Origin of the sequence: Lentzea alba (assembly GCF_047445655.1) — a bacterium.
In the GTDB taxonomy this organism is placed as follows: Bacteria; Actinomycetota; Actinomycetes; order Mycobacteriales; family Pseudonocardiaceae; genus Lentzea; species Lentzea alba_A.
In genome coordinates this window covers 529958-548130 of record NZ_JAJAEG010000001.1, presented here as the reverse complement: position 1 = coordinate 548130, position 18173 = coordinate 529958, and the positions used below count along the sequence as shown (strand labels likewise).

Annotated in this window: 19 protein-coding genes; 12 read left to right on the top strand and 7 right to left on the bottom strand. The window is 67.7% G+C overall.

Translation table 11 applies throughout. The annotated features are described in order from the left end of the window. Positions 1-28: 28 nt before the first annotated feature. Both LFM09_RS02650 and LFM09_RS02645 read right to left on the bottom strand, forming a co-directional pair. Positions 29-748 (bottom strand): SigB/SigF/SigG family RNA polymerase sigma factor, encoded by a 720-nt coding sequence (locus LFM09_RS02650; RefSeq protein WP_414094588.1) that lies wholly within the window; start codon positions 746-748, stop codon positions 29-31. A gap of 12 nt (positions 749-760) precedes the next feature. Further along, on the bottom strand, positions 761-1225 hold the full coding sequence (locus tag LFM09_RS02645) for an SRPBCC family protein (protein WP_414094587.1): 465 nt from the start codon (positions 1223-1225) through the stop codon (positions 761-763). 153 nt (positions 1226-1378) lie between these two features. Here LFM09_RS02645 and LFM09_RS02640 point away from each other — a divergent pair, with 153 nt between their 5' ends. The 9 genes from LFM09_RS02640 to LFM09_RS02600 all read left to right on the top strand — a co-directional run bounded on the left by LFM09_RS02640 (position 1379) and on the right by LFM09_RS02600 (position 9760). Next, positions 1379-2200 (top strand): ABC transporter ATP-binding protein, encoded by an 822-nt coding sequence (locus tag LFM09_RS02640; protein ID WP_414094586.1) that lies wholly within the window; start codon positions 1379-1381, stop codon positions 2198-2200. Beyond that, positions 2188-2967: an ABC transporter ATP-binding protein gene (locus LFM09_RS02635; protein WP_414094585.1), complete on the top strand. Its 780-nt coding sequence runs from the start codon at positions 2188-2190 to the stop codon at positions 2965-2967. The genes LFM09_RS02640 and LFM09_RS02635 overlap by 13 nt, the downstream gene beginning before the upstream one ends. After that, on the top strand, positions 2964-4784 hold the full coding sequence (locus LFM09_RS02630) for an AMP-dependent synthetase/ligase (RefSeq protein WP_414094584.1): 1821 nt from the start codon (positions 2964-2966) through the stop codon (positions 4782-4784). The genes LFM09_RS02635 and LFM09_RS02630 overlap by 4 nt, the downstream gene beginning before the upstream one ends. Beyond that, positions 4777-5664 (top strand): branched-chain amino acid ABC transporter permease, encoded by an 888-nt coding sequence (locus LFM09_RS02625; protein WP_414094583.1) that lies wholly within the window; start codon positions 4777-4779, stop codon positions 5662-5664. The genes LFM09_RS02630 and LFM09_RS02625 overlap by 8 nt, the downstream gene beginning before the upstream one ends. Next, on the top strand, positions 5661-6761 hold the full coding sequence (locus LFM09_RS02620) for a branched-chain amino acid ABC transporter permease (RefSeq protein ID WP_414094582.1): 1101 nt from the start codon (positions 5661-5663) through the stop codon (positions 6759-6761). Before LFM09_RS02625 ends, LFM09_RS02620 begins: the two co-directional genes overlap by 4 nt. An 11-nt stretch (positions 6762-6772) precedes the next feature. Then, complete coding sequence (locus LFM09_RS02615) at positions 6773-8059, top strand: ABC transporter substrate-binding protein (protein WP_414094581.1); 1287 nt, start codon at positions 6773-6775, stop codon at positions 8057-8059. A 73-nt stretch (positions 8060-8132) separates the two neighbouring features. Further along, positions 8133-8453 (top strand): helix-turn-helix domain-containing protein, encoded by a 321-nt coding sequence (locus tag LFM09_RS02610; RefSeq protein WP_414094580.1) that lies wholly within the window; start codon positions 8133-8135, stop codon positions 8451-8453. 33 nt (positions 8454-8486) lie between these two features. Continuing rightward, the gene (locus tag LFM09_RS02605) at positions 8487-9368 is read left to right on the top strand and encodes an RNA-guided endonuclease InsQ/TnpB family protein (RefSeq protein WP_414094579.1); all 882 of its coding nucleotides are present in this window, start codon (positions 8487-8489) and stop codon (positions 9366-9368) included. 113 nt (positions 9369-9481) lie between these two features. Next, positions 9482-9760 (top strand): hypothetical protein, encoded by a 279-nt coding sequence (locus tag LFM09_RS02600; RefSeq protein WP_414094578.1) that lies wholly within the window; start codon positions 9482-9484, stop codon positions 9758-9760. Here the strand turns inward: LFM09_RS02600 and LFM09_RS02595 are convergent. Both LFM09_RS02595 and LFM09_RS02590 read right to left on the bottom strand, forming a co-directional pair. Next, the gene (locus LFM09_RS02595) at positions 9749-10642 is read right to left on the bottom strand and encodes an alpha/beta hydrolase (RefSeq protein ID WP_414094577.1); all 894 of its coding nucleotides are present in this window, start codon (positions 10640-10642) and stop codon (positions 9749-9751) included. The genes LFM09_RS02600 and LFM09_RS02595 overlap by 12 nt on opposite strands. Further along, positions 10642-10947, bottom strand: a complete 306-nt coding sequence (locus LFM09_RS02590; RefSeq protein ID WP_414094576.1) for a putative quinol monooxygenase — start codon at positions 10945-10947, stop codon at positions 10642-10644. The genes LFM09_RS02595 and LFM09_RS02590 overlap by 1 nt, the downstream gene beginning before the upstream one ends. A 194-nt stretch (positions 10948-11141) precedes the next feature. On the opposite strand from LFM09_RS02590, the gene LFM09_RS02585 reads away from it, so the two are divergent. From LFM09_RS02585 to LFM09_RS02575, 3 genes are read left to right on the top strand one after another with little or no spacing between them, the layout of a single operon-like run. After that, a complete protein-coding gene (locus LFM09_RS02585; RefSeq protein WP_414094575.1) occupies positions 11142-11768 on the top strand; it encodes a DUF4255 domain-containing protein in 627 nt (208 codons plus the stop codon). Continuing rightward, positions 11765-13729, top strand: a complete 1965-nt coding sequence (locus tag LFM09_RS02580) for an ATP-binding protein (RefSeq protein WP_414094574.1) — start codon at positions 11765-11767, stop codon at positions 13727-13729. Before LFM09_RS02585 ends, LFM09_RS02580 begins: the two co-directional genes overlap by 4 nt. Before the next feature lie 22 nt (positions 13730-13751). Continuing rightward, positions 13752-14468 carry a DUF4157 domain-containing protein gene (locus tag LFM09_RS02575; protein ID WP_414094573.1) on the top strand — a complete coding sequence of 239 codons (717 nt, stop codon included), beginning with the start codon at positions 13752-13754 and terminating at the stop codon, positions 14466-14468. Here LFM09_RS02575 and LFM09_RS02570 read toward each other — a convergent pair whose 3' ends face one another. From LFM09_RS02570 to LFM09_RS02560, 3 genes are read right to left on the bottom strand one after another with little or no spacing between them, the layout of a single operon-like run. Then, positions 14469-15413: a TolB family protein gene (locus LFM09_RS02570; RefSeq protein ID WP_414094572.1), complete on the bottom strand. Its 945-nt coding sequence runs from the start codon at positions 15411-15413 to the stop codon at positions 14469-14471. Next, entirely contained in the window at positions 15410-16615 is a 1206-nt protein-coding gene (locus LFM09_RS02565) for an MFS transporter (protein ID WP_414094676.1), read from the bottom strand. Before LFM09_RS02565 ends, LFM09_RS02570 begins: the two co-directional genes overlap by 4 nt. 20 nt (positions 16616-16635) lie before the next feature. Then, positions 16636-17997: a DNRLRE domain-containing protein gene (locus LFM09_RS02560; protein ID WP_414094571.1), complete on the bottom strand. Its 1362-nt coding sequence runs from the start codon at positions 17995-17997 to the stop codon at positions 16636-16638. Positions 17998-18173: the final 176 nt, after the last annotated feature.

Genomic DNA, 18173 nt, shown 5'->3' with positions numbered 1-18173 from the left:
GAAAACCGGACATTCCCGCTCGCCCATTTCACTCGTCCGCCAACAGGTCGTTGCGCAGCTGCTCCAGCGACTTGGTGAGCAGACGCGACACGTGCATCTGGGAGATCCCCACGCGGCGGGCGATCTCGGTCTGGGTCAGCCGGCCGAAGAAGCGCAGCACCACGATCGTGCGCTCGCGGCGAGGAAGGCCCCGCAGCATCGGCTGCAGGGCCTCGTGGATCTCGACCCCCTCGAGCGCGGGGTCGTCGACCAGGCTCTCCTCCAAGGAGTCGAGGGGTGCGAAGTCGACGTTCTTCTCGATCCGCAGGCCCTCGTAGACGTCTGTCAGCGGGACCCCCAGGTGCCGGGCGATCTCGGAGGGAGTGGGAGATCGCCCGGACCGGTGCGACAGTTCGGCGGACGCGCCGTCGATCGCGTCGCACAGCTCTTTCAACCTGCGGGGCACCCGCACGGCCCAGCACTGGTCGCGGAAGTGCCGTCGAACCTCGCCGGTGATCGTGGGCACGGCATAGGACAGGAAGTCCGTCTGCCGGCCCACGTCGTACCGGTCGATGGCGTTGATCAGCCCGACCGCCGCCACCTGGGCGAGGTCTTCCATGGGCTCGCCGCGTTCGCTGAAGCGGCGGGCGATGTGGCGGGAGAGCGGGAGGTACTCGCGCACCAAGCGGTCCCGCAGCGCGTAGTAGCGCGCCGAGTCACGCGGGGTGCGGGCGAGCCTCTCGAACGCCTCCTGTTGGTCGGGCGTCAACGCGCACCCTGATCAGACCTGGGGCGGCGGCGTGACGTCGCCACGCCAGGCGCCGGTCTCGGTGCCTCGGTTCTCGATGAACTCCTTGAATCGCTTCAGGTCGCCCTCGATGCGGTGGCCGACCACGCCCAGCGCGGCTCCGGCCTTCTCGGTGAAGGTCTCGGGGTCGTACTCCATCTGGAGGTGGACCCGAGTCGTGTCGTTGTCGAGCCGGTGGAACGTCACCACGCCACCCTGCGGTGGTCCGTCGACCGTGGTCCACGCGACGCGCTCGTCGGCGTGCTGCTCGGTGATCTCGGCGTCGAACTTGCGCACGACACCACCGATCTTCGTGGTCCAGTGGGTCCTGGTCGGCGTGACCTGGTCGATCTTCTCGACGCCGTCCATGAACGCCGGGAAGGATTCGAACTGGGTCCACTGGTTGTAAGCCGTGCTCACAGGTACGTGGACATCCACCGACTTTTCAATGGTGGTCACGAAACCTCCTCATCATGAGTTGTCGTCACCAGGTGGTTACCCAGGTCACCGCTCGTTACACATCGTGTTCGGTCCACTCTGGACGGACACGGAGAGTGCTGGACCAATCGCGACCTGCGCATCACGAAATCGCGCACGGTAGTCATAACGGACGTGATCCAGGTCATAATGATCGGCATTCCTGGCCCTGAGGAGGCGCCGGTGCTCGAGGCGAACAACCTTGAGGTTGTCTACGACGACGTCATGCTGGTGCTCCGCGGCGTGAGCCTCCGGGTGCCCCAGGGGAAGATCGTCGCACTGCTAGGAGCCAACGGAGCTGGGAAAACGACCCTGATGAGGGCGTTCAGCGGGCTCCTCGACGTGCACGACGGCAAGGTCACCAAGGGCTCGATCACGCTCGACGGTGAACCGATTCACCGTCTTTCACCAGCGAAAATCGCCGACAGAGGCATCAAACAGGCCCTGGAGGGCCGCAGAATCCTCGCCGAGCTCACCGTCGAGGAGAACCTCAAGGTCGGTGGCCACGCCCGGCCCAAGCGCCTCAAGCAGAACCTGGAGCGCTGCTACGAGCTCTTCCCGCGACTCGAAGAGCGGCGAAGACAGAGCGCGGGTTATCTGTCCGGCGGCGAGCAGCAGATGCTGTCGATCGGCCGGGCGTTGATGTCCGAACCCGAATACCTGCTGCTCGACGAGCCGAGCCTCGGCCTCGCGCCGTTGCTCGTGCAGCAGATCCGCGACCTCGTCGTGAAGATCAACGAGCAGGGCACCACGGTCCTGCTGGTCGAGCAGAACGCCAGCATGGCGCTCTCCATCGCCGACCACGGCTACGTGCTGGAGACCGGCAAGGTCGTCATGGACAAGCCGGCCGAGGCGCTGCTGGCCGACGACGACATCCGCGAGTTCTACCTCGGCCTCGGCACGTCCTCGTTCCGCGCGGTCAAGCACTACAAGCGGAGGAAGCGATGGCTGTCCTGAGCGTCGAGAACATCCGGCTCGCGTTCGAGGGCGTCGTGGCCGTCGACGGGGTGTCGTTCGAGGTCGGGGAGGGCGAGCTCTTCGCGATCATCGGCCCCAACGGCGCCGGGAAGACCTCCATCTTCAACGTCCTGAGCGGCGTCTACCGGCCGCAGCAGGGCACCGTGCGGTTCAACGGCGAGGACCTGATCGGCATGCGGCCGCACCGGATCGCTGCTCGCGGGATGTCTCGCACGTTCCAGAACATCGAGCTGTTCTCGCACCTCACCGTGGTCGACAACCTCATGCTCGGCCGCCACAACCACATGCGCTACGGCGCGTTGTCGGCGTTCTTGTGGCTGGGGAAAGCGCGCAACGAGGAGCTGAAGAACCGCTCGGCGGTCGAGGACGTGATCGACTTCCTGGAGCTGGAGCAGTGGCGCCGGTACCCGGTCGGCCTGCTGCCCTACGGCGTGCAGAAGCGCGTCGAGCTGGGCCGGGCGCTCGCGATGGAGCCGAAGTTGTTGCTCCTCGACGAGCCGGTCGCGGGCATGAACGTCGAGGAGACCGAGGACATGGCCCGGTTCATCCTCGACGTCCGCGAGGAGCTGAACGTTCCGATGATCATGGTGGAGCACGACATGGGCCTCGTCATGGACCTCGCCGACCGCGTGATGGTCATGGACTTCGGCCGCCCGATCCGCACCGGCACGCCCGCCGAGGTGCAGGCCGATCCGGACGTCATCCGCGCTTACCTCGGCGAACAGCACAGGAGCGTGACGACATGACCACCACCGTCGTCAGCCGCGTGAAGAACCGCGCGGCCAACACTCCCAACCAGATCGCGTTGCGCGCCAAGGACTTCGGCATCTGGCAGGAGGTGTCGTGGGCGCGGTACTGGGCGAACGTCGAACTGGTCGGCGACGCGCTGCTGGCCCTCGGGCTGCAGCCCGGTGACCGGGTCGCGATCCACTCCGAGAACCGCCGCGAGTGGCTCTACGCGGACCTCGGCACGGTCGCGGCGCGTGGCATCACCGTCGGGCTCTATCCGACGAACCCGGCTTCCGAGGTCGCCTACCTGCTGTCGCACTCGGGCGCGCGGATCCTCATCGCAGAGGACCAGGAACAGGTCGACAAGGCGTTGCTGGTCCTGGAGGACACGCCCGACCTGGAATGGATCGTCTACCTGGAGCCACGCGGCATCAAAGGACGCTACGACAACCCGAAGTTGTTGTGGTGGGACGACTTCCTCGCACTTGGAGCGGTCTACCGGGACGAGCACGGCGACGAGCTCGCCGCGCGGATGGCGCAGATCGAGCCGGACGACGTCATGACGTTGATCTACACCTCCGGCACCACGGGCCCGCCGAAGGGCGCGATGCTCACCGTGGCGAACGTCGAGTTCGCCATCCACGTGCTGGTGGAGGGCGGCGGTTTCACTTCGCCACCGCCGTCCTCCTCCGATGTCACGCTGTCGTACCTGCCGCTGTGCCACGTCGCCGAACGCATCTTCACCACGTGGTTCAGCGCCGCTTCCGGGGTGCAGGTGCACTTCGCCGAGTCGATCGAGACCGTGCAGGCGAACCTGCGCGAGGTGCAGCCGACGATCCTGTTCGGCGTACCGCGCATCTGGGAGAAGGTGCTGGCCGGCGTCACGATCGGCGTCTCCAGCGCGGACTGGCTCAAGCGCTCGGTCACCCGGTTCTGGCTCCGGAGAGCGGAGAAGATCGGCGAGACGCTCGTGCGGACCGGTGGCACGCACACCGCGTCGAGCCGGTTGCTCTACGCCGTGGGCTGGCTGTTCTGCTTCCGCGCGCTGAAGGCCCGGATCGGCATGCGGTACGTGCGCTACGCCGCGTCGGGTGCGGCGCCGATCGCGCCGGACGTGCTGAAGTTCTTCATGGGCATCGGGGTGCCGATGCACGAGGTCTACGGCATGACCGAGAACACCGCCGTGGCAACGGGAAACCGGCCTGGGCGGGTCAAGGTCGGCACGGTCGGTGAACCGCAGAGCGACATGGAGCTGCGGATCGACGAGGAGACCGGCGAGATCCTCACCAAGCACGCCGGCACGTTCGCGGGCTACTGGCGCGATCCCGAGGCCACTCAGCGCGTGGTGACCGACGGGTGGTTGCACACCGGCGACGTCGGCGAGTGGGTCGACGGCACGCACGTGAAGATCACCGACCGGATGAAGGACATCATCATCACCGCGGGCGGCAAGAACATCGCGCCGTCCGAGATCGAGAACGCCCTGAAGACCTCCCCGTACATCAAGGAAGCCGTGGTGATCGGCGACCAGCGGGCGTACCTGGTGGCATTGATCGGCATCGAGCTCGACACGGTCGGGCACTGGGCGCAGCAGCGCAAGATCCCCTACACCACCTACCGGGACCTGTCGGAGAAGCCGGAGGTCCTGGAGCTGGTGCAGAAGATCGTGACGGACGTGAACAGCAAGTTCGCGAACGTCGAGCAGATCAAGAAGTTCCGCATGTTCCCCAAGGAGCTCGACCACGAGGACGGCGAGCTGACCGCGACGCAGAAGGTGAAGAGATCCGCGCTGGGCAAGATGTTCGACGACCTCGTGGAGAGCATGTATGGATGAGTTTCTCCAGTCGTTGATCCGTGGCCTCGGCAACGGATCGATTTACTCGTTGCTCGCGCTCGGCTTCGTGATCATCTACAAGTCGACGCAGGTGATCAGCTTCGCGCAGCCCGCGTTCATGCTGGCTGGTGCGGTGCTGGTCTCGTACCTGGCGCCCGAGGTCTCGTTCTTCGGCGCCGTGGTCGTGGCCGCCGTGCTGATCGCGGTGCTGGCGTTGGGTGTGGAGCGCACGGTGTTGCGGCCGATGGTCGGCAAACCGGTGTTCGTCGTCGCGATCATCACGATCGGCGTCGACGTCGTGGTCAGGGTGGTGACGAACGCGTTCATCGGCCTGGACGTGCGACAGGTCGGCGATCCCTGGGGCCTGACAACGGTTTCGTTCTTGGGCGCCGAGGTGCAGCAGCGGTACCTGGTGATGATCGGGACCACCGCCGTTGTGACGATCGCGTTGTTCGCCTTCTTCCGGTACTCACGGATCGGGCTCGCGATGCGGGCCGTCGCCTACGACCAGGAAGTCGCGCTGGCGCAAGGCATCTCGGTCGGGTCGGTGTTCGCGCTGTCGTGGGCGTTGGCCGGCGGGCTCGCGGCGTTGGCCGGCGTGTTCGTGGCGACCGGTGCGGGTGTCGACCAGCAGCTGTGGATCGTGGCGTTGAAGGCGTTGCCCGCGATCATCCTCGGCGGACTCGAATCGTTGGGCGGCGCCGTTGTCGGCGGGCTCGCGGTCGGCGTCGTCGAATCGCTTTTCGGTACGTACCAGGGTGATTTCGCGCCTTGGCTCGGGCCGAACTTCGGGCTGGTCGCGCCGTACGCGTTGATGCTGCTGGTGTTGCTGGTCAGACCGTACGGGTTGTTCGGCAAGAGGGAGGTGGAACGGCTGTGAAGGGTCGTCCTGAGCTGTACACCTCTTATGGACAGGACATGGCGTTCCTGAACACGCGTCCCAAACGCGCGTGGTCCGGCGGCCTGGTCGTGTTCGCTCTGGTGGTCCCGTTTCTCATCACGGACGACCTGCTGCAGCTGCTCGCGACCGGGTTCGTGGCCGCGATCGGCGCGATCGGGCTGAACATCGTCACGGGCTACGCGGGCCAGGTCTCGCTGGGGCACGCGTTCTTCCTCGCGATCGGTGCGTACACCGGCGCGGCTTTGAGCGGCTCGGAGACCGGGCGGGTGATCGGGTTCGGCATCACGTCGTTGCCGATCTGGTTGCTGGCCTCAGGTCTGGTGGCCGCGTTGTTCGGCGTGCTGGTCGCGCCGGTGGCGGTGCGGTTGCGGGGGCTCTACCTCGCGATCGTGACGCTGGGACTGGTCTTCCTGGGAGAGCACGTGTTCCGGGAGTGGACGTCGCTGACCGGTGGGCCGGGCGTCGGCCGGCCCGCTGCCGTGCCGGAGCTCTTCGGGGTGCGGCTGGACCGGGACAACGCGATGTTCACAGCAGCACAACAGCTGTATCTCCTGATGTTCGTGCTGCTGGTGATTTTCGCTGTGCTGGCGAGAAACCTGGTGCGCTCGCGGGTAGGGCGGGCGTTCGCGGCGGTGCGGGACCGGGACCTGGCCGCGTCGGTCATCGGCGTGGACCTGACCCGGTACAAGGTGCTGGCGTTCGCGGTGTCCTCGTTCTACGCGGGTGTCGCGGGCGCGTTGTTGTTCGTGGTGAACGGGTTCTTCGACCCGGGCTCGTTCAACCTGTTGTTGTCAGTGCAGTACATCGCGATGGTGCTCATCGGCGGCGCGGGCACCATCTCCGGCGCGATCATGGGCGCGCTCTTCATCACGCTGCTGCCACGCATCACCAGGGAACTGCCCGCGGTGCTGCCGTTCATCAGTGGTGACGCGACCGGGACGTTCACGGTCTTCCAGCTGGAGGCCGTGCTCTACGGCGTGCTCATCATCGTGTTCCTGATCGTCGAGCCACGCGGGTTGTTCGGCATCTGGGTGCGTGTCCGCAACTACTGGCGCACCTGGCCGTTCTCGTACTGAGGAGAATCCCCATGTCTGGCAAGAGATTGGCTCTCGTTTTCATAGGCATGCTGGCGCTTGCCTCGTGTCGAGGCGGGGACGGCGCCGCACCGCAGCAGGACGCGGGTGGCACCAAGGTCGACTTCGGTGTCACCAAGGAGGCCTGTCCGCAGGCCACCGACAAGGCCAAGGGCTGCATCTACCTGGGCACCATCTCGGACCTCACCGAAGGCCCGTTCAAGACGCTGGCCGTGCCGATCACGGACGCGCAGAAGGCGTTCTGGAAGCGCGTGAACGACCGCGGCGGCATCGGCGGCTACGAGATCGACGTGACCACGTACGTCAAGGACAACAAGTACAACCCGCAGATCCACAACCAGGTCTACCAGGAGATCAAGGGCAAGATCCTGGCGCTGACGCAGACCCTGGGCTCTCCCACGACCGCCGCGATCCTGCCGGACCTGGAGAGCACCCAGATGGTGTCGGTGCCCGCGTCGTGGACCTCGTTGTGGGGCCACGAGGAGGTCGTGCTGGAGTCCGGCACGAACTACTGCGTCGAGTCGATGAACACCGTCGACTACGCGGTCGAGAAGCTCGGCGTGAAGTCCGTGATGGCCGTGCACCTCGCCGGTGACTACGGCGACGACGCGGCGGCGGGCGCTCGCATCGCCGCGGAGAAGCGCGGTCTGACGTTCGACAACGTGACCACGCAGTCCGGCCAGGACAACCAGGGCGGCGCGATCGACGCCGTCGTGACGAAGAAGCCCGACCTGGTGGTGCTCACGACCGGTCCGACCGACGCTGCCGTGATCATCGGACAGGCCGCCGCCCGCGGGTACAAGGGCAAGTTCATCGGCACCTCGCCGACGTGGAACCCCGGTCTGCTGAAGTCGCCGGCCGCGCCCGCGATCAAGGCCCTGTACATGCAGTCGGCGCCGTGGAAGGCGTGGGCGACCGAGTCCGTCGGCCACACCGCGATGCGCGCGGCACTTCCGGGCGTGACGCCGAACGACGGCTACACCGCGGGCTGGGTGTGGGCGTACCCGTTGAAGGCGGCGCTGGACAAGGCGGCGGCGAACAAGGACCTGACGCGCGCCGGTGTGCTGGCCGCCGTGCGTCAGCTCACCTCTGTGGACTACGAGGGCATGCTCCCTTCGGGTGCAGGTAATTTCTCCGCTTCTGCGCAGGATGCCCTGTTCCGTCAGTCACTCATCTACCGCCCGGACGACGCGGCTCCGACCGGAGTGACGCTGGTAGAGGACTTCTTCACCGGCTCGACCGCAAAGGACTTCAAGTTCGAGAAGCCCTGTTACCAGTAGAGGTCGATGAGCGTGGTGTCCGGTGTGGACACCTGAGAGATCAGCTCTGAGACCAACCGAATTCGATTGGATTGTGCAGCTTCGGTACAACTTTCGCGTCTGCCCGACGCCCGGTCAGCGGGACGCGCTGGCACGGGCGTTCGGGTGCGCGCGGGAGGCACACCAGGAAGGTGCCGCATATCCCTCGGACGGCGAGCTGTCCAAGCAGGTCATCACCTTGGCCAAGGCCACGCCCGAGCGGGCCTGGCTGGGAGAGGTGTCGGCGGTGGTGTTGCAGCAGGCGTTGGCGGACCTGAACACCGCGTACCGCTACTTCTTCGCTTCGGCCGCGGGCAGACGCAAGGGCCGCAAGGTCGGGCTGCCGCGCTTCCGTTCCCGCAAGGACAACCGGTAGGCCATCCGATTCACCCGCAACGCCCGGTTCGCGGTGCTCGGCAACGGACGGTTGCGGCTGCCGAAGATCGGTGACGTCCCGGTTCGCTGGTTGCGCCAGCTGCCCGCCGCACCGTCCTCGGTGACGATCGTCAAGGATGCGGCGGGCCGGTATTTCGCGTCGTTTGTAGTGAGCACCAAGGATGAGGCGTTGCCGCTGGCCGAGTCTGAGGTGGGCATCGACCTGGGCTTGGCGCATTTCGCGGTGCTGTCGGATGGCACGAAGGTCACCGCGCCGAAGTTTCTGCGCCAGGCGGCGCGCAGACTACGTAAGTTGCAGAAGTCTGTGAGTCGTAAAAAGAAGGGCTCCAACAATCGCAAGAATGCCGTCCTTGAGGTGGCACGCGCGCACACGAAGGTGGCCGACACCCGGCGAGACTGGCAGCACAAGCTGTCTACGGCGATCATCCGCGACAACCAAGCGGTGTACGTCGAGGACCTGTGCGTGACCGGTCTTGGTCGCACGAGGCTCGCCAAGTCCGTGCACGACGCTGGCTGGTCCAGCTTTACCGCGATGCTGGAGTACAAGGCCATTCGGCACGGGCGGACCTTCTTGAAGGTGGACCGGTTCTTCCCGTCCACGCGGACCTGCTCGCATTGCGGGCGCGTCAAAGACAAACTGCCGCTGAGCGTGCGATCGTGGACCTGCTTTTGCGGCAGCCACCACGACCGGGACGTCAACGCGGCTGTCAACATCCTCGCGGCGGGACGCGCCGAGAGCCGAAACGACCGTGGAGCGCACGTAAGACCAGCACTTGTGCTGGCACCGCGCGGGGAAGCGGTAATCCGCCCAGACGCTGCGTGCTCTGCGCGCAGCGTGGAGGGAATCGCCGTCCTCGTGGGCGGCGAGAACGTCAACAGTGAACCGAACGGGTGACACCTGGCTCTGACTCGGCGACTTTCTGGCTACTCTCGCTGGTGAGAAGTTGCTAGGAGGTTGCCGCGGTGTTGACGTGCGTCGAAGTTCGCCGTGCTGCAGGAGGCCTCCGGTTGTTCGTTCGTCCCCCGGCCGCGCTGCGCTGGAGCGCGCGGCTGGGGTACGAACGGGTGTCGGAGCTGCTGACCGCGATTCGTCAGGCGGAGTCGTGCACGGTCCGGGATGCGGCCCAGCAGGATGTGACTCTGCGGTACGTACCTGACCAACGCACCGGCGAGGCCGTGCTGGCTTGCGCCACCGGGTCGGTGATGCTGGACGCGGACGAGGTGACGTTGTTGCACGACACGTTGCGCGCCCACATGCCGGACCGGATGCGGCCTCTACCCGTCTAGCGTTCGCGCGAGCCAGTCGGTGCGCGTGCGTCGTGCCGCGACGGAAAGCCCGGCGTCGGGGAAGATCGCGTCGAAGCCGTGGAACCCGCCTGCCCACGTGTGCAGCTCGGCGTTGCCACCTGCCGCCCAGATCCGGGTGGCGTAGTCGACGTCCTCGTCCCGGAACACTTCCGCCGTGCCGGTGTCGATGTAGGTCGGCGGCAGCCCGGACAGGTCGTCGGCCAGCGCCGGTGACACGTGGCCGGGCACGTCCGTGAGATCGCCGAGTACCGAACGCCAGGCGAACTCGTTCATCTCGCGCGTCCACACGCCGGGTTCGCCGGAGTACTGCTTGCTGGACGTGGTGTTGTTGCGGTGGTCCAGCATCGGGCAGATCAGCACCTGCGCGGCGATCTCGGGGCCGTTGCGGTCGCGGGCCATCAGCGTGACTCCGGCGGCCAGTCCGCCGCCGGCGCTGATGCCGGCCACGACGAGCTTGGTGGTGTCGATGTTCTCGACCGTCCACAACAACCCTTCGTAGCAGTCGTCGACGAGGGTCGTGCCGGTTGCCTCCGGAGCGAGCCGGTGTTCGACGGTGACCACGACGACGCCGAGCTCTTCCAGCCACTGCAGCGGGATGTCGATCTGGGAGAAGCGGTCGCCCATCACCATGCCGCCGCCGTGGATCCAGTAGACGCACGGCGCGGGGCCGGTGAGGCCCGGTGGGCGGAAGACGGTCAGGGTGATCTCGCCGATGGTCACGTCGTGCCGTTCGGCCTCGGTCTTCACCGGCTGTGAGGGCATTTGCCTGAGCTGGGCCAGCATTTCGCGGGTCAGCTCGGATCCCAGCGGCATGTCCGCGAGGAGTGCGCGGAGCTCGGGGTCGAGGGTGGGGCGGCTCATCAGAACGCCGCCTTGCCGCCGACGGGCAGCTCGTCGACGTACTTCGACTCGCCGACCAGCAGCGTTTGCAGGTTGGCGACGAGCTTCTGGGCCTCCTCGCTCGCGAAGAACGTGCTGTGGGCCTCCGTAGTCGTCCAGCCCTCGGTCACGTAGACGACGTCGGGGTCGGTGGTCGAGCGGCCGACCAGGAAGACCACGCAGTCGTCGTTGGTCAGGGACGGCGCGTCGAGCAGGAACTCGATGACCTCGTCTGCCTTGCCGGGCCGTGCGGTGAGGGTGGCGTGGAAGCCGTGCTGGACACCCATCTGATTCTCCTTCTCGTCTTCGGTGATGAATCAATAACACCAGCCTGACTAGGGAAAATGGAGAACGATGCTGCCTCGCTCTTGCCCAATCCTGCAAGCGATCGGTCTGGCTGCCCGTTGGGGCAGCCGATCGTGCCCGGTGGGACGTCAGCGCGCTGGTCGTTCTCGACGGCGCTGCGCGCGATCGTGGACGGGTGATCCACGAGGTTGACGAGGCTTTGCGCCGCCTGGTGCGGGACGAGGCGCTGCGCGGTTCCGACCTGGACGTCGCGTTCGAGGCGCCGACCAAGGACTGGGCGGCGCGGCGCAACGCGCCCACGGTCAACATCTACCTCTACGACATCCGCGAGGATCTGCGCCGCCGCCAGCGCGGGTTGCTCAACGAGTACGACGCGCAGGGGCAGGTGGCGGCTCGTCATCTGCCGCCGCGGCACATGAAGCTGTCGTACCTGGTCACCGCGTGGACGCAGCGGCCGGAGGACGAGCACCGGTTGCTGTCGGATCTGCTGAGCGGGTTCATCAGGTACGACGCGGTGCCGCCAGGGCTGCTCAGCGGCACGTTGGAAGAGCTCGCGCTGCCCGTGCCGATGACCGTGGCGTTGCCGCCGCCGGAGGACCGGGCGTTCGCGGACGTGTGGAGTGCGCTCGGCGGTGAGCTGAAGCCGTCGCTGGACGTCGTGGTGTCGGCGCCGGTGTCGTCCGGGCGCAAGATCACCGCTGGGCCGCCGGCGCGCGAGGGCGTGCGGCTGCAGACCGGCGACGATCGGGTGCGGCACGACGTGTCCGGCGACGGGGTGTCGATGCGCCGGGTGGCGCAATGATCTTCGAGCGCCTGGCCGGGCTGGAGCGGCGGATCCGGATGGCCGTGGCGTCGCGGCGGGCGACGGATCCGAACCCGGATGACCCGTTTCGCGGGCTTTACCTGTCGGACGAGGTCATCGAGGCGTTGCTGGACGGGGGCAGGGAGCCGTTCGCGCCGTTCACGGAGACGACGGCGGAAGGGCGGCTCGGGCGACTGGCTCGGGTTGCCCAACTGTCCGAAGTGGACGTCGAGTTGCTGCTCGTCGCATTGGCACCCGATGTCGACAGCAGGTTCGAGCAGTTTTACGGGTACCTGAACGACGACGTGACGCGGCGCCGGGCGACGTTGGGGCTGGCGTTGCGGTTGTGCGGGCTCGCGGAGGCCTCGCCGCTCGGGCGGGCGCGGCTCGACCAGGGCAGTCCGCTGGTCCGGTGCGGGCTGGTGGTCGTCGAGGACGCGGAACGGCCGTTGCTGAGCCGGTCGCTGCGGGTGCCGGACCGGGTCGGCGCGCACCTGCTCGGTGACGACCGGCCGGATCCGCGGCTCGCCGATTTCGTGACTCTGCCGGGGGATCCGGTGGCGATGCCGGGGGCGGAGCGGCTGGCCCGCGGCATCGAACGCGGGGTGCGGCTCGTCTACCTGCGCGAGCATCCCGGTGGGGGAGCGACGGAGCTGGCGGTCGCGGCACTCGCGGGGGCCGGCTTTCCGGCGTTGCTGGTGGATTCGGCGCGGATGACGGACGCGTTGGCGGTCACCAGGGAGGCGTTGCTGCGCGGGGCCGGGGTCGTCGTCGGGTCGGTGGACTCCGACTTCACGCTGGATCCGTTGCTGCACGACGAGATTCCGGTCATCGCCTACGGGACGGGGGCGTGGGAGCCGCGCTGGACGCGGGTGCCGCCGTTGCAGCAGGAGGCGGTGCAGGTGCCGTTCGACGTGCGGGTGTCGTTGTGGCGCACGGAGCTCGACGGCAAGCTGGCGCACGGGATCGACCCGGCCGAGGTGACCGCGCACTTCGTGCTGGGGCCGACGCAGATCAGCCGGGCGGCGAACGCGGCCACGGTGTCGGCGCTGGCCGATGACGGGCTCGTTGACGTCACGCACCTGCGGGCGGGGGCGCGCAGCCAGAACGCGGGTGGCCTGCAACGGCTGGCGCGCCGGATCGAACCGGCCGTGTCGTGGCCGGATCTGGTGCTGCCGGGGCCGATCACGTCGTTGCTGCGGGAGCTGGCGGCCCGTGCACGGCACCGGGACCGGGTGATCGACGAGTGGCGGATGCGGCCCGGCGGCGGTCGTGGACGTGGTGTGACGGCGTTGTTCGCGGGCGACTCGGGCACCGGCAAGACGATGTCGGCCGAGGTGATCGCGGCGTCGCTCGGGCTCGACCTCTACACGGTCAACCTCGCCACGGTGGTGGACAAGTACGTCGGCGAGACCGAGAAGAACCTGGAGCGGATCTTCGTCGAGGCGGCCGGGGTGAACGGCGTGCTGCTGTTCGACGAGGCCGACGCGATCTTCGGCAAGCGGTCGGAGGTCCGTGACGCGCACGACCGGTACGCGAACATCGAGAGCGCGTACCTGTTGCAGCGCATGGAGTCCTTCGACGGGATCGCGGTGCTGGCGACGAACCTGCGGGCGAACCTGGACGACGCGTTCACCCGGCGCATCGACGTGATCGTCGACTTCCCGCTGCCCGACGCGGAGCTGCGGCGCGGGCTGTGGGACCGCTGCCTGGGCGGGGCGGTGCCGCGATCGTCCGATGTGGATCTGGACTTCCTGGCGGCGTCGTTCGAGCTGGCCGGCGGGCACATCCGGTCGGCGGCGGTGACGGCGGCGTATCTGGCGGCTGCTGCGGGGCATGTTGTCGGCATGGTCGAGCTGATCGGGGCCGTCGCGCGGGAGTACCGCAAGCTCGGGCGGCTGGTGGGTGAGCGGGAGTTCGGCCGTTATTTCGAACTGGCCACCGAACGGTTGGTCGGATAGGCCTTTCAGCGGGAGCGGAGAGATGCACGGACACGAATTCGAATCGGAGACTTCCGTTCGCCCCAAGGGTGATCGGATCCAGCACGAGGAGTCCGACCTGATGGGCCGCGCGGCTGTCGCCGGTCGTCCGGACGTGCTCGGTCCCGCCGGCATGCTCGGCCTGCAACGGGCGGTGGGCAACGCGGGTGTCGGCGCCGTGGTGGAGGAAGAGCGCTCCTCGGTGCACGACGTCGTCTCGTCGGGCGGTGGTTCGCCGCTGGCCGCCGACGTGCGCGAGGACATGGAAGGCCGCTTCGGGCACGACTTCTCCGACGTGCGGGTGCACACCGGTTCGGCGGCGCACGACTCCGCGAAGTCGGTGAACGCGCAGGCTTACACCGTCGGGTCGAACATCGTGTTCCAGCGCGACAAGTACGACCCGTCGTCGGACTCCGGCAAGCACATGCTGGCGCACGAGCTGACGCACGTGGTGCAGCAGCGGTCCGGTCCGGTCGACGGCACCGACACCGGTGGCGGGGTGAAGGTCAGCGACCCGTCGGACCGGTTCGAGCGCGAGGCCGTTTCCAACGCCGACCGCGTGATGTCGGCGCCGGCTCCGGCTGTTCAACGGTGTGAGGACCACGGCTCCCACGGTGATCACGGTGAGGCTTCGGTGCAGCGTGAGGCGGCGCCGGAGGAGGAAGAGACCGCGCAAACGTTTGTGCAGCGCGCGGAAGAGGAGGAAGAAGCCGCGGAGTGATCAGGCTTGCGGCGAGGGCGAGCTGGCCTCCGGAACCAGGACCTGCGCGGTGCCGGTGCCGTCCGCCGGCACGGTCCACACGTCGTTGAGGCCGTCGTCGCGCTGGATCCCGTACGCGACGGTCTTGTCGTCCAGCCAGGCCGGTTGGTCGTCGACGCTGCGGGTCTCGGCGAGCGGGGTGATCTTCTGCGTGGCGAGGTCGAGCACGGAGACCCGCCAGCCCTGCTGCGGATCGCCGTTCACCGCGGCCTTGTAGGCGATCCTGGTGCCGTCCGGGGACAGCGACGGGCACTCGACGTTGTCCGTGAGCTGGCGGAAGCGGCGGGCCGCGAAGTCGCCCTCGATCAGGTAGCGGTGCGGGCCCGTGGACATGGTGGCGTAGAAGCGGTTGTCGTCCTTGGTGAACGTGACGCCCCAGAAGTTCGCGTCCACTGGGAGTGAGCCCTCGGTCGAGAACTCCTCCAGCGACTGCACCAGCGTGCCCGTCTTGGTGTCAAGGATGCCGGTGCTGGTGGAGAACCCGTTGGCGGCGTAGGAGTGTCCGTCGACGAACAACGTCCAGGCCACCATCCGGCCGCTCGCGGAGACGCGGGTGCGGTTCGGGAAGCCGGTCAACGGGATCGTGCGCAGTTCCTTGAGCTGGTGGTCCAGCACGGCGAGTTCACCGGCCTTGAGAGCGCCGACAGGGCGCAGGCAGGAGATCGTGCCCGCGGCTTCGTAGGCCCGGTCGCAGCGCTGCTCGGTGACCTCGCGCGGCCCGGCCGGATCGTTGCGGGACACCGTGGAGAGCTTGCCGTTGCTGAGAACCGTCAGTCGTGGTCCGTCGCCCACGGGAACGGAGTGCGCGGCTTCTTGTGGCGAGGTGCCGGACAGCACGGTGTAGCCGATCGCGACACCGCCCAGGAGGACGGCGGCGAGCACGGTGATCAGCAGGCGGTTCTTCATGAGGTGCGACGTCCCAGGAGTGCGGCGGTGGCGATGAGGGCGAGCACCACGGCGACCGCGGCGATCCTGGTCGCGGCCTCCGGGCTCCAGAACTGCCAGGCGAGCCCGAAGAGCACGGACGAGCCCAGGTAGGCGAGCGCCTGTCCACTTTGGATCAGCGCGATGCCGGTGGTGCGCAGGCGTTCCGGCAGGACCGGGCCCGCCAGCGCCATCAGCACGCCGTCCGTGCAGGCGTAGAAGACGCCGTAGAGCAGCACCACGAGGACCAGCAGCGGCCAGCCGCCGATCGGGCCGTGGAGCAGCAGGTAGACGACGGTCAGGGCGCCATAGCCCGCGAGCATGACCTTGAGCCGGCCCACGCGGTCGGCGAGTGCGCCCAGCGGTGCGGCGAGCAGCAGGTAGACCAGGCTCGTGCCGACCGCGAGCAGCGGGAACCAGCCGAACGACAGCCCCTCCCGCTTCTGCAGCAACAGGTACACGAACCCGTCGCCGATCGTGACCAGACCCAGCAGCGACGCGGCCAGCACGATCTTGCGCACGGCCGGGTCCTTCAAGAGCGCGAGCTTGATGGGCTCCTTGCGCTGCAACGGTTCTGGGCGGTCCTTCACGTACAGGCCCAGGACCAGCACGCCGAACGCCGCGATGCAGAAGCTGGTGACGAACACGGCGTCGAACGACTGTGCCGATGCCGCAAGCACTGCCATGGCCACGAGCGGACCGGCGAACGCGCCGATGCCGTCCATGGCCCGGTGCACGCCGAAAGCGCGCCCCAGGTCGCCGCTGGGGGTGGAGAGCGTGATCAACGCGTCGCGTGGCGCGGTGCGCAGGCCTTTGCCCGCGCGGTCCGCGGTGATCACCAGGCCGAGCGCTGCCATGGAGTTGCCCGCGGCGAGCAGGCCGAGCTTGGCCACGGCGGAGAGCCCGTAGCCGAAGCCCGCCACGGCCTTGCGCTTGTTCGTGCGGTCGGCGAGGTAGCCGCCGGCCAGTCTGAGCAACGTGGTGGCGCCGGTGTAGACGCCGTCGATCAGCCCGTACGCGGCCGGGCTGAGCTGGAGGCCGATGACCAGGTACAGCGGCAGGATCGCGGCCACCATCTCCGACGAGACGTCGGTGATGAGACTGACCGTGCCGAGCGCGAAGACGTTGCCGCTCAGCCCTTTCCAGTTCGCTGACTTGGGTTTGTCGATCGTGGACAGGTACATCATCGGCCTCCAGCAGTCCGTCAGTGGCAGTTGGTGGTGCCGCTGTCGGTGTAGGTCTTGCCCGCCTCGGGGACGAACTGCCAGTCGAAGCTGTTGCTGTGCAGCGTCAGCTTCAGCACACCGCGGGTGCCGGTGTTGCGAGCCTCGCTGTTCGGCTTGATCGTGCCGAAGCCGTACGCGCCCGCGCCGCCCATGCCCGCGACGAACGTCCGGATGCCACGTGCCGTGTCCAGTCCGCCGCTGGGGTTCTGCGGGGCGAACCGCTCGTACTGGTGGTTGTGGCCGAACAGCACCACGTCCGCGTTGTAGTCGTACAGGGCCTGGAACAACGGCCTGGTCGCCGTCGACGGCGCGTGGTTGGCACCGCTGGTGAACAGCGGGTGGTGCCAGTACGCCGCGGTGCACGGCTTCGTGCTGGCCGCCAGGTCCTGCCGCAGCCACTGCTCCTGCGCGCTGCCCGCGGACATGCTGATGTTGGAGTTCAGCGACACGATGTGCCAGTTGCCGATGTCGTAGGAGTAGTAACCCCGTCCCGACGGTCCGGCCTGCGCCCCGAAGTAGTTGTAGTACCCCGTGGCGCCACTGGTGTTGTAGTCGTGGTTGCCCGGCGACGGCCGCGTGCGCGCCTTGTGCCGGCCCCACGTGGGCTCGTAGTAGGAGTTGAACTGGCTCGCGGTCCCGTCCGGATAGACGTTGTCGCCCGTCGTCCAGACCGTGCCCTGGATGTTGTCCAGCAGTGCGGCGGTGGCGGTGTCACCGGAACCGGAGTCCGCGATGTCACCGGCGCCGACGAACACCGGATCGCCGGGCGGTGGCGTGGTGCCGCTGGTGACCACGAGCTGCGGTGCGGTGCTGGAACCGCTCTCCCGCGAGTCGTAGTCGGCGCCGTCCGAGCTGCTCGACGTGACGCCGATGCTGAACGTGCCGTTGCCCGTGACGTAGCTGGTGACGTCGACCTCGTACCAGGCGTTGCGCACGACCGACCCGAGCGAACCGAGCGTCGCGCCGTCGATCGCGGGCTGGTTGTTCCAGGTGACACCGGTTTCCGTCCAGCTGACGTTGGACGTGGACCGGAACGTGCCGCCGTTCGGGCTTTCCGCACCGGCGACGTCGTCGGTGTGGACGCGCAGCTTGACGTTGCTGACCGTGCCGCTGATCCCGGAGACGGTGAACTTGAGGAACGTCCGCTTGACCGACGAGTTGTCGATGCCGAGCTGGCCGGACGTGCCGTAGTTCGTGCCGGTGGCGGCGTTGTCGACGTAGGTGTCGGCGACAGGGGTGAAGGTGGTGGTGGCTGCTTGCGCGGCCGTGGAGGCGGTGAGGGTGGCCGCCGTGACGACGACCGTGGTGAGCACGGCTAACGGAGCCCTGCGACGTGACATGCCTGTCCTCGGAGTGGTGGGCGGACGTGGGCCGTCGCGAAGGGTAGGGCTCAAATGAGACTCGTGCGGTGATCGTTGGCTGGCGGTTTGGTGAACGGGTGGGAAATCCCCCTCAGGGGTGGCTGCCCTTTCGGGCAGTCACCGGCTCCCTCCGGCACCGTCGCGCGGTCGTGTTC

Bases quoted from the DNA above. Each gene is read 5' to 3' on its own strand.
- LFM09_RS02635 (WP_414094585.1), top strand. From the start codon at position 2,188: ATGGCTGTCCTGAGCGTCGAGAACATCCGGCTCGCGTTCGAGGGCGTC.
- LFM09_RS02630 (WP_414094584.1), top strand. From the start codon at position 2,964: ATGACCACCACCGTCGTCAGCCGCGTGAAGAACCGCGCGGCCAACACT.
- LFM09_RS02625 (WP_414094583.1), top strand. From the start codon at position 4,777: ATGGATGAGTTTCTCCAGTCGTTGATCCGTGGCCTCGGCAACGGATCG.
- LFM09_RS02615 (WP_414094581.1), top strand. From the start codon at position 6,773: ATGTCTGGCAAGAGATTGGCTCTCGTTTTCATAGGCATGCTGGCGCTT.
- LFM09_RS02595 (WP_414094577.1), bottom strand. From the start codon at position 10,642: ATGAGCCGCCCCACCCTCGACCCCGAGCTCCGCGCACTCCTCGCGGAC.
- LFM09_RS02590 (WP_414094576.1), bottom strand. From the start codon at position 10,947: ATGGGTGTCCAGCACGGCTTCCACGCCACCCTCACCGCACGGCCCGGC.
- LFM09_RS02580 (WP_414094574.1), top strand. From the start codon at position 11,765: ATGATCTTCGAGCGCCTGGCCGGGCTGGAGCGGCGGATCCGGATGGCC.
- LFM09_RS02575 (WP_414094573.1), top strand. From the start codon at position 13,752: ATGCACGGACACGAATTCGAATCGGAGACTTCCGTTCGCCCCAAGGGT.
- LFM09_RS02570 (WP_414094572.1), bottom strand. From the start codon at position 15,413: ATGAAGAACCGCCTGCTGATCACCGTGCTCGCCGCCGTCCTCCTGGGC.
- LFM09_RS02565 (WP_414094676.1), bottom strand. From the start codon at position 16,615: ATGTACCTGTCCACGATCGACAAACCCAAGTCAGCGAACTGGAAAGGG.
- LFM09_RS02560 (WP_414094571.1), bottom strand. From the start codon at position 17,997: ATGTCACGTCGCAGGGCTCCGTTAGCCGTGCTCACCACGGTCGTCGTC.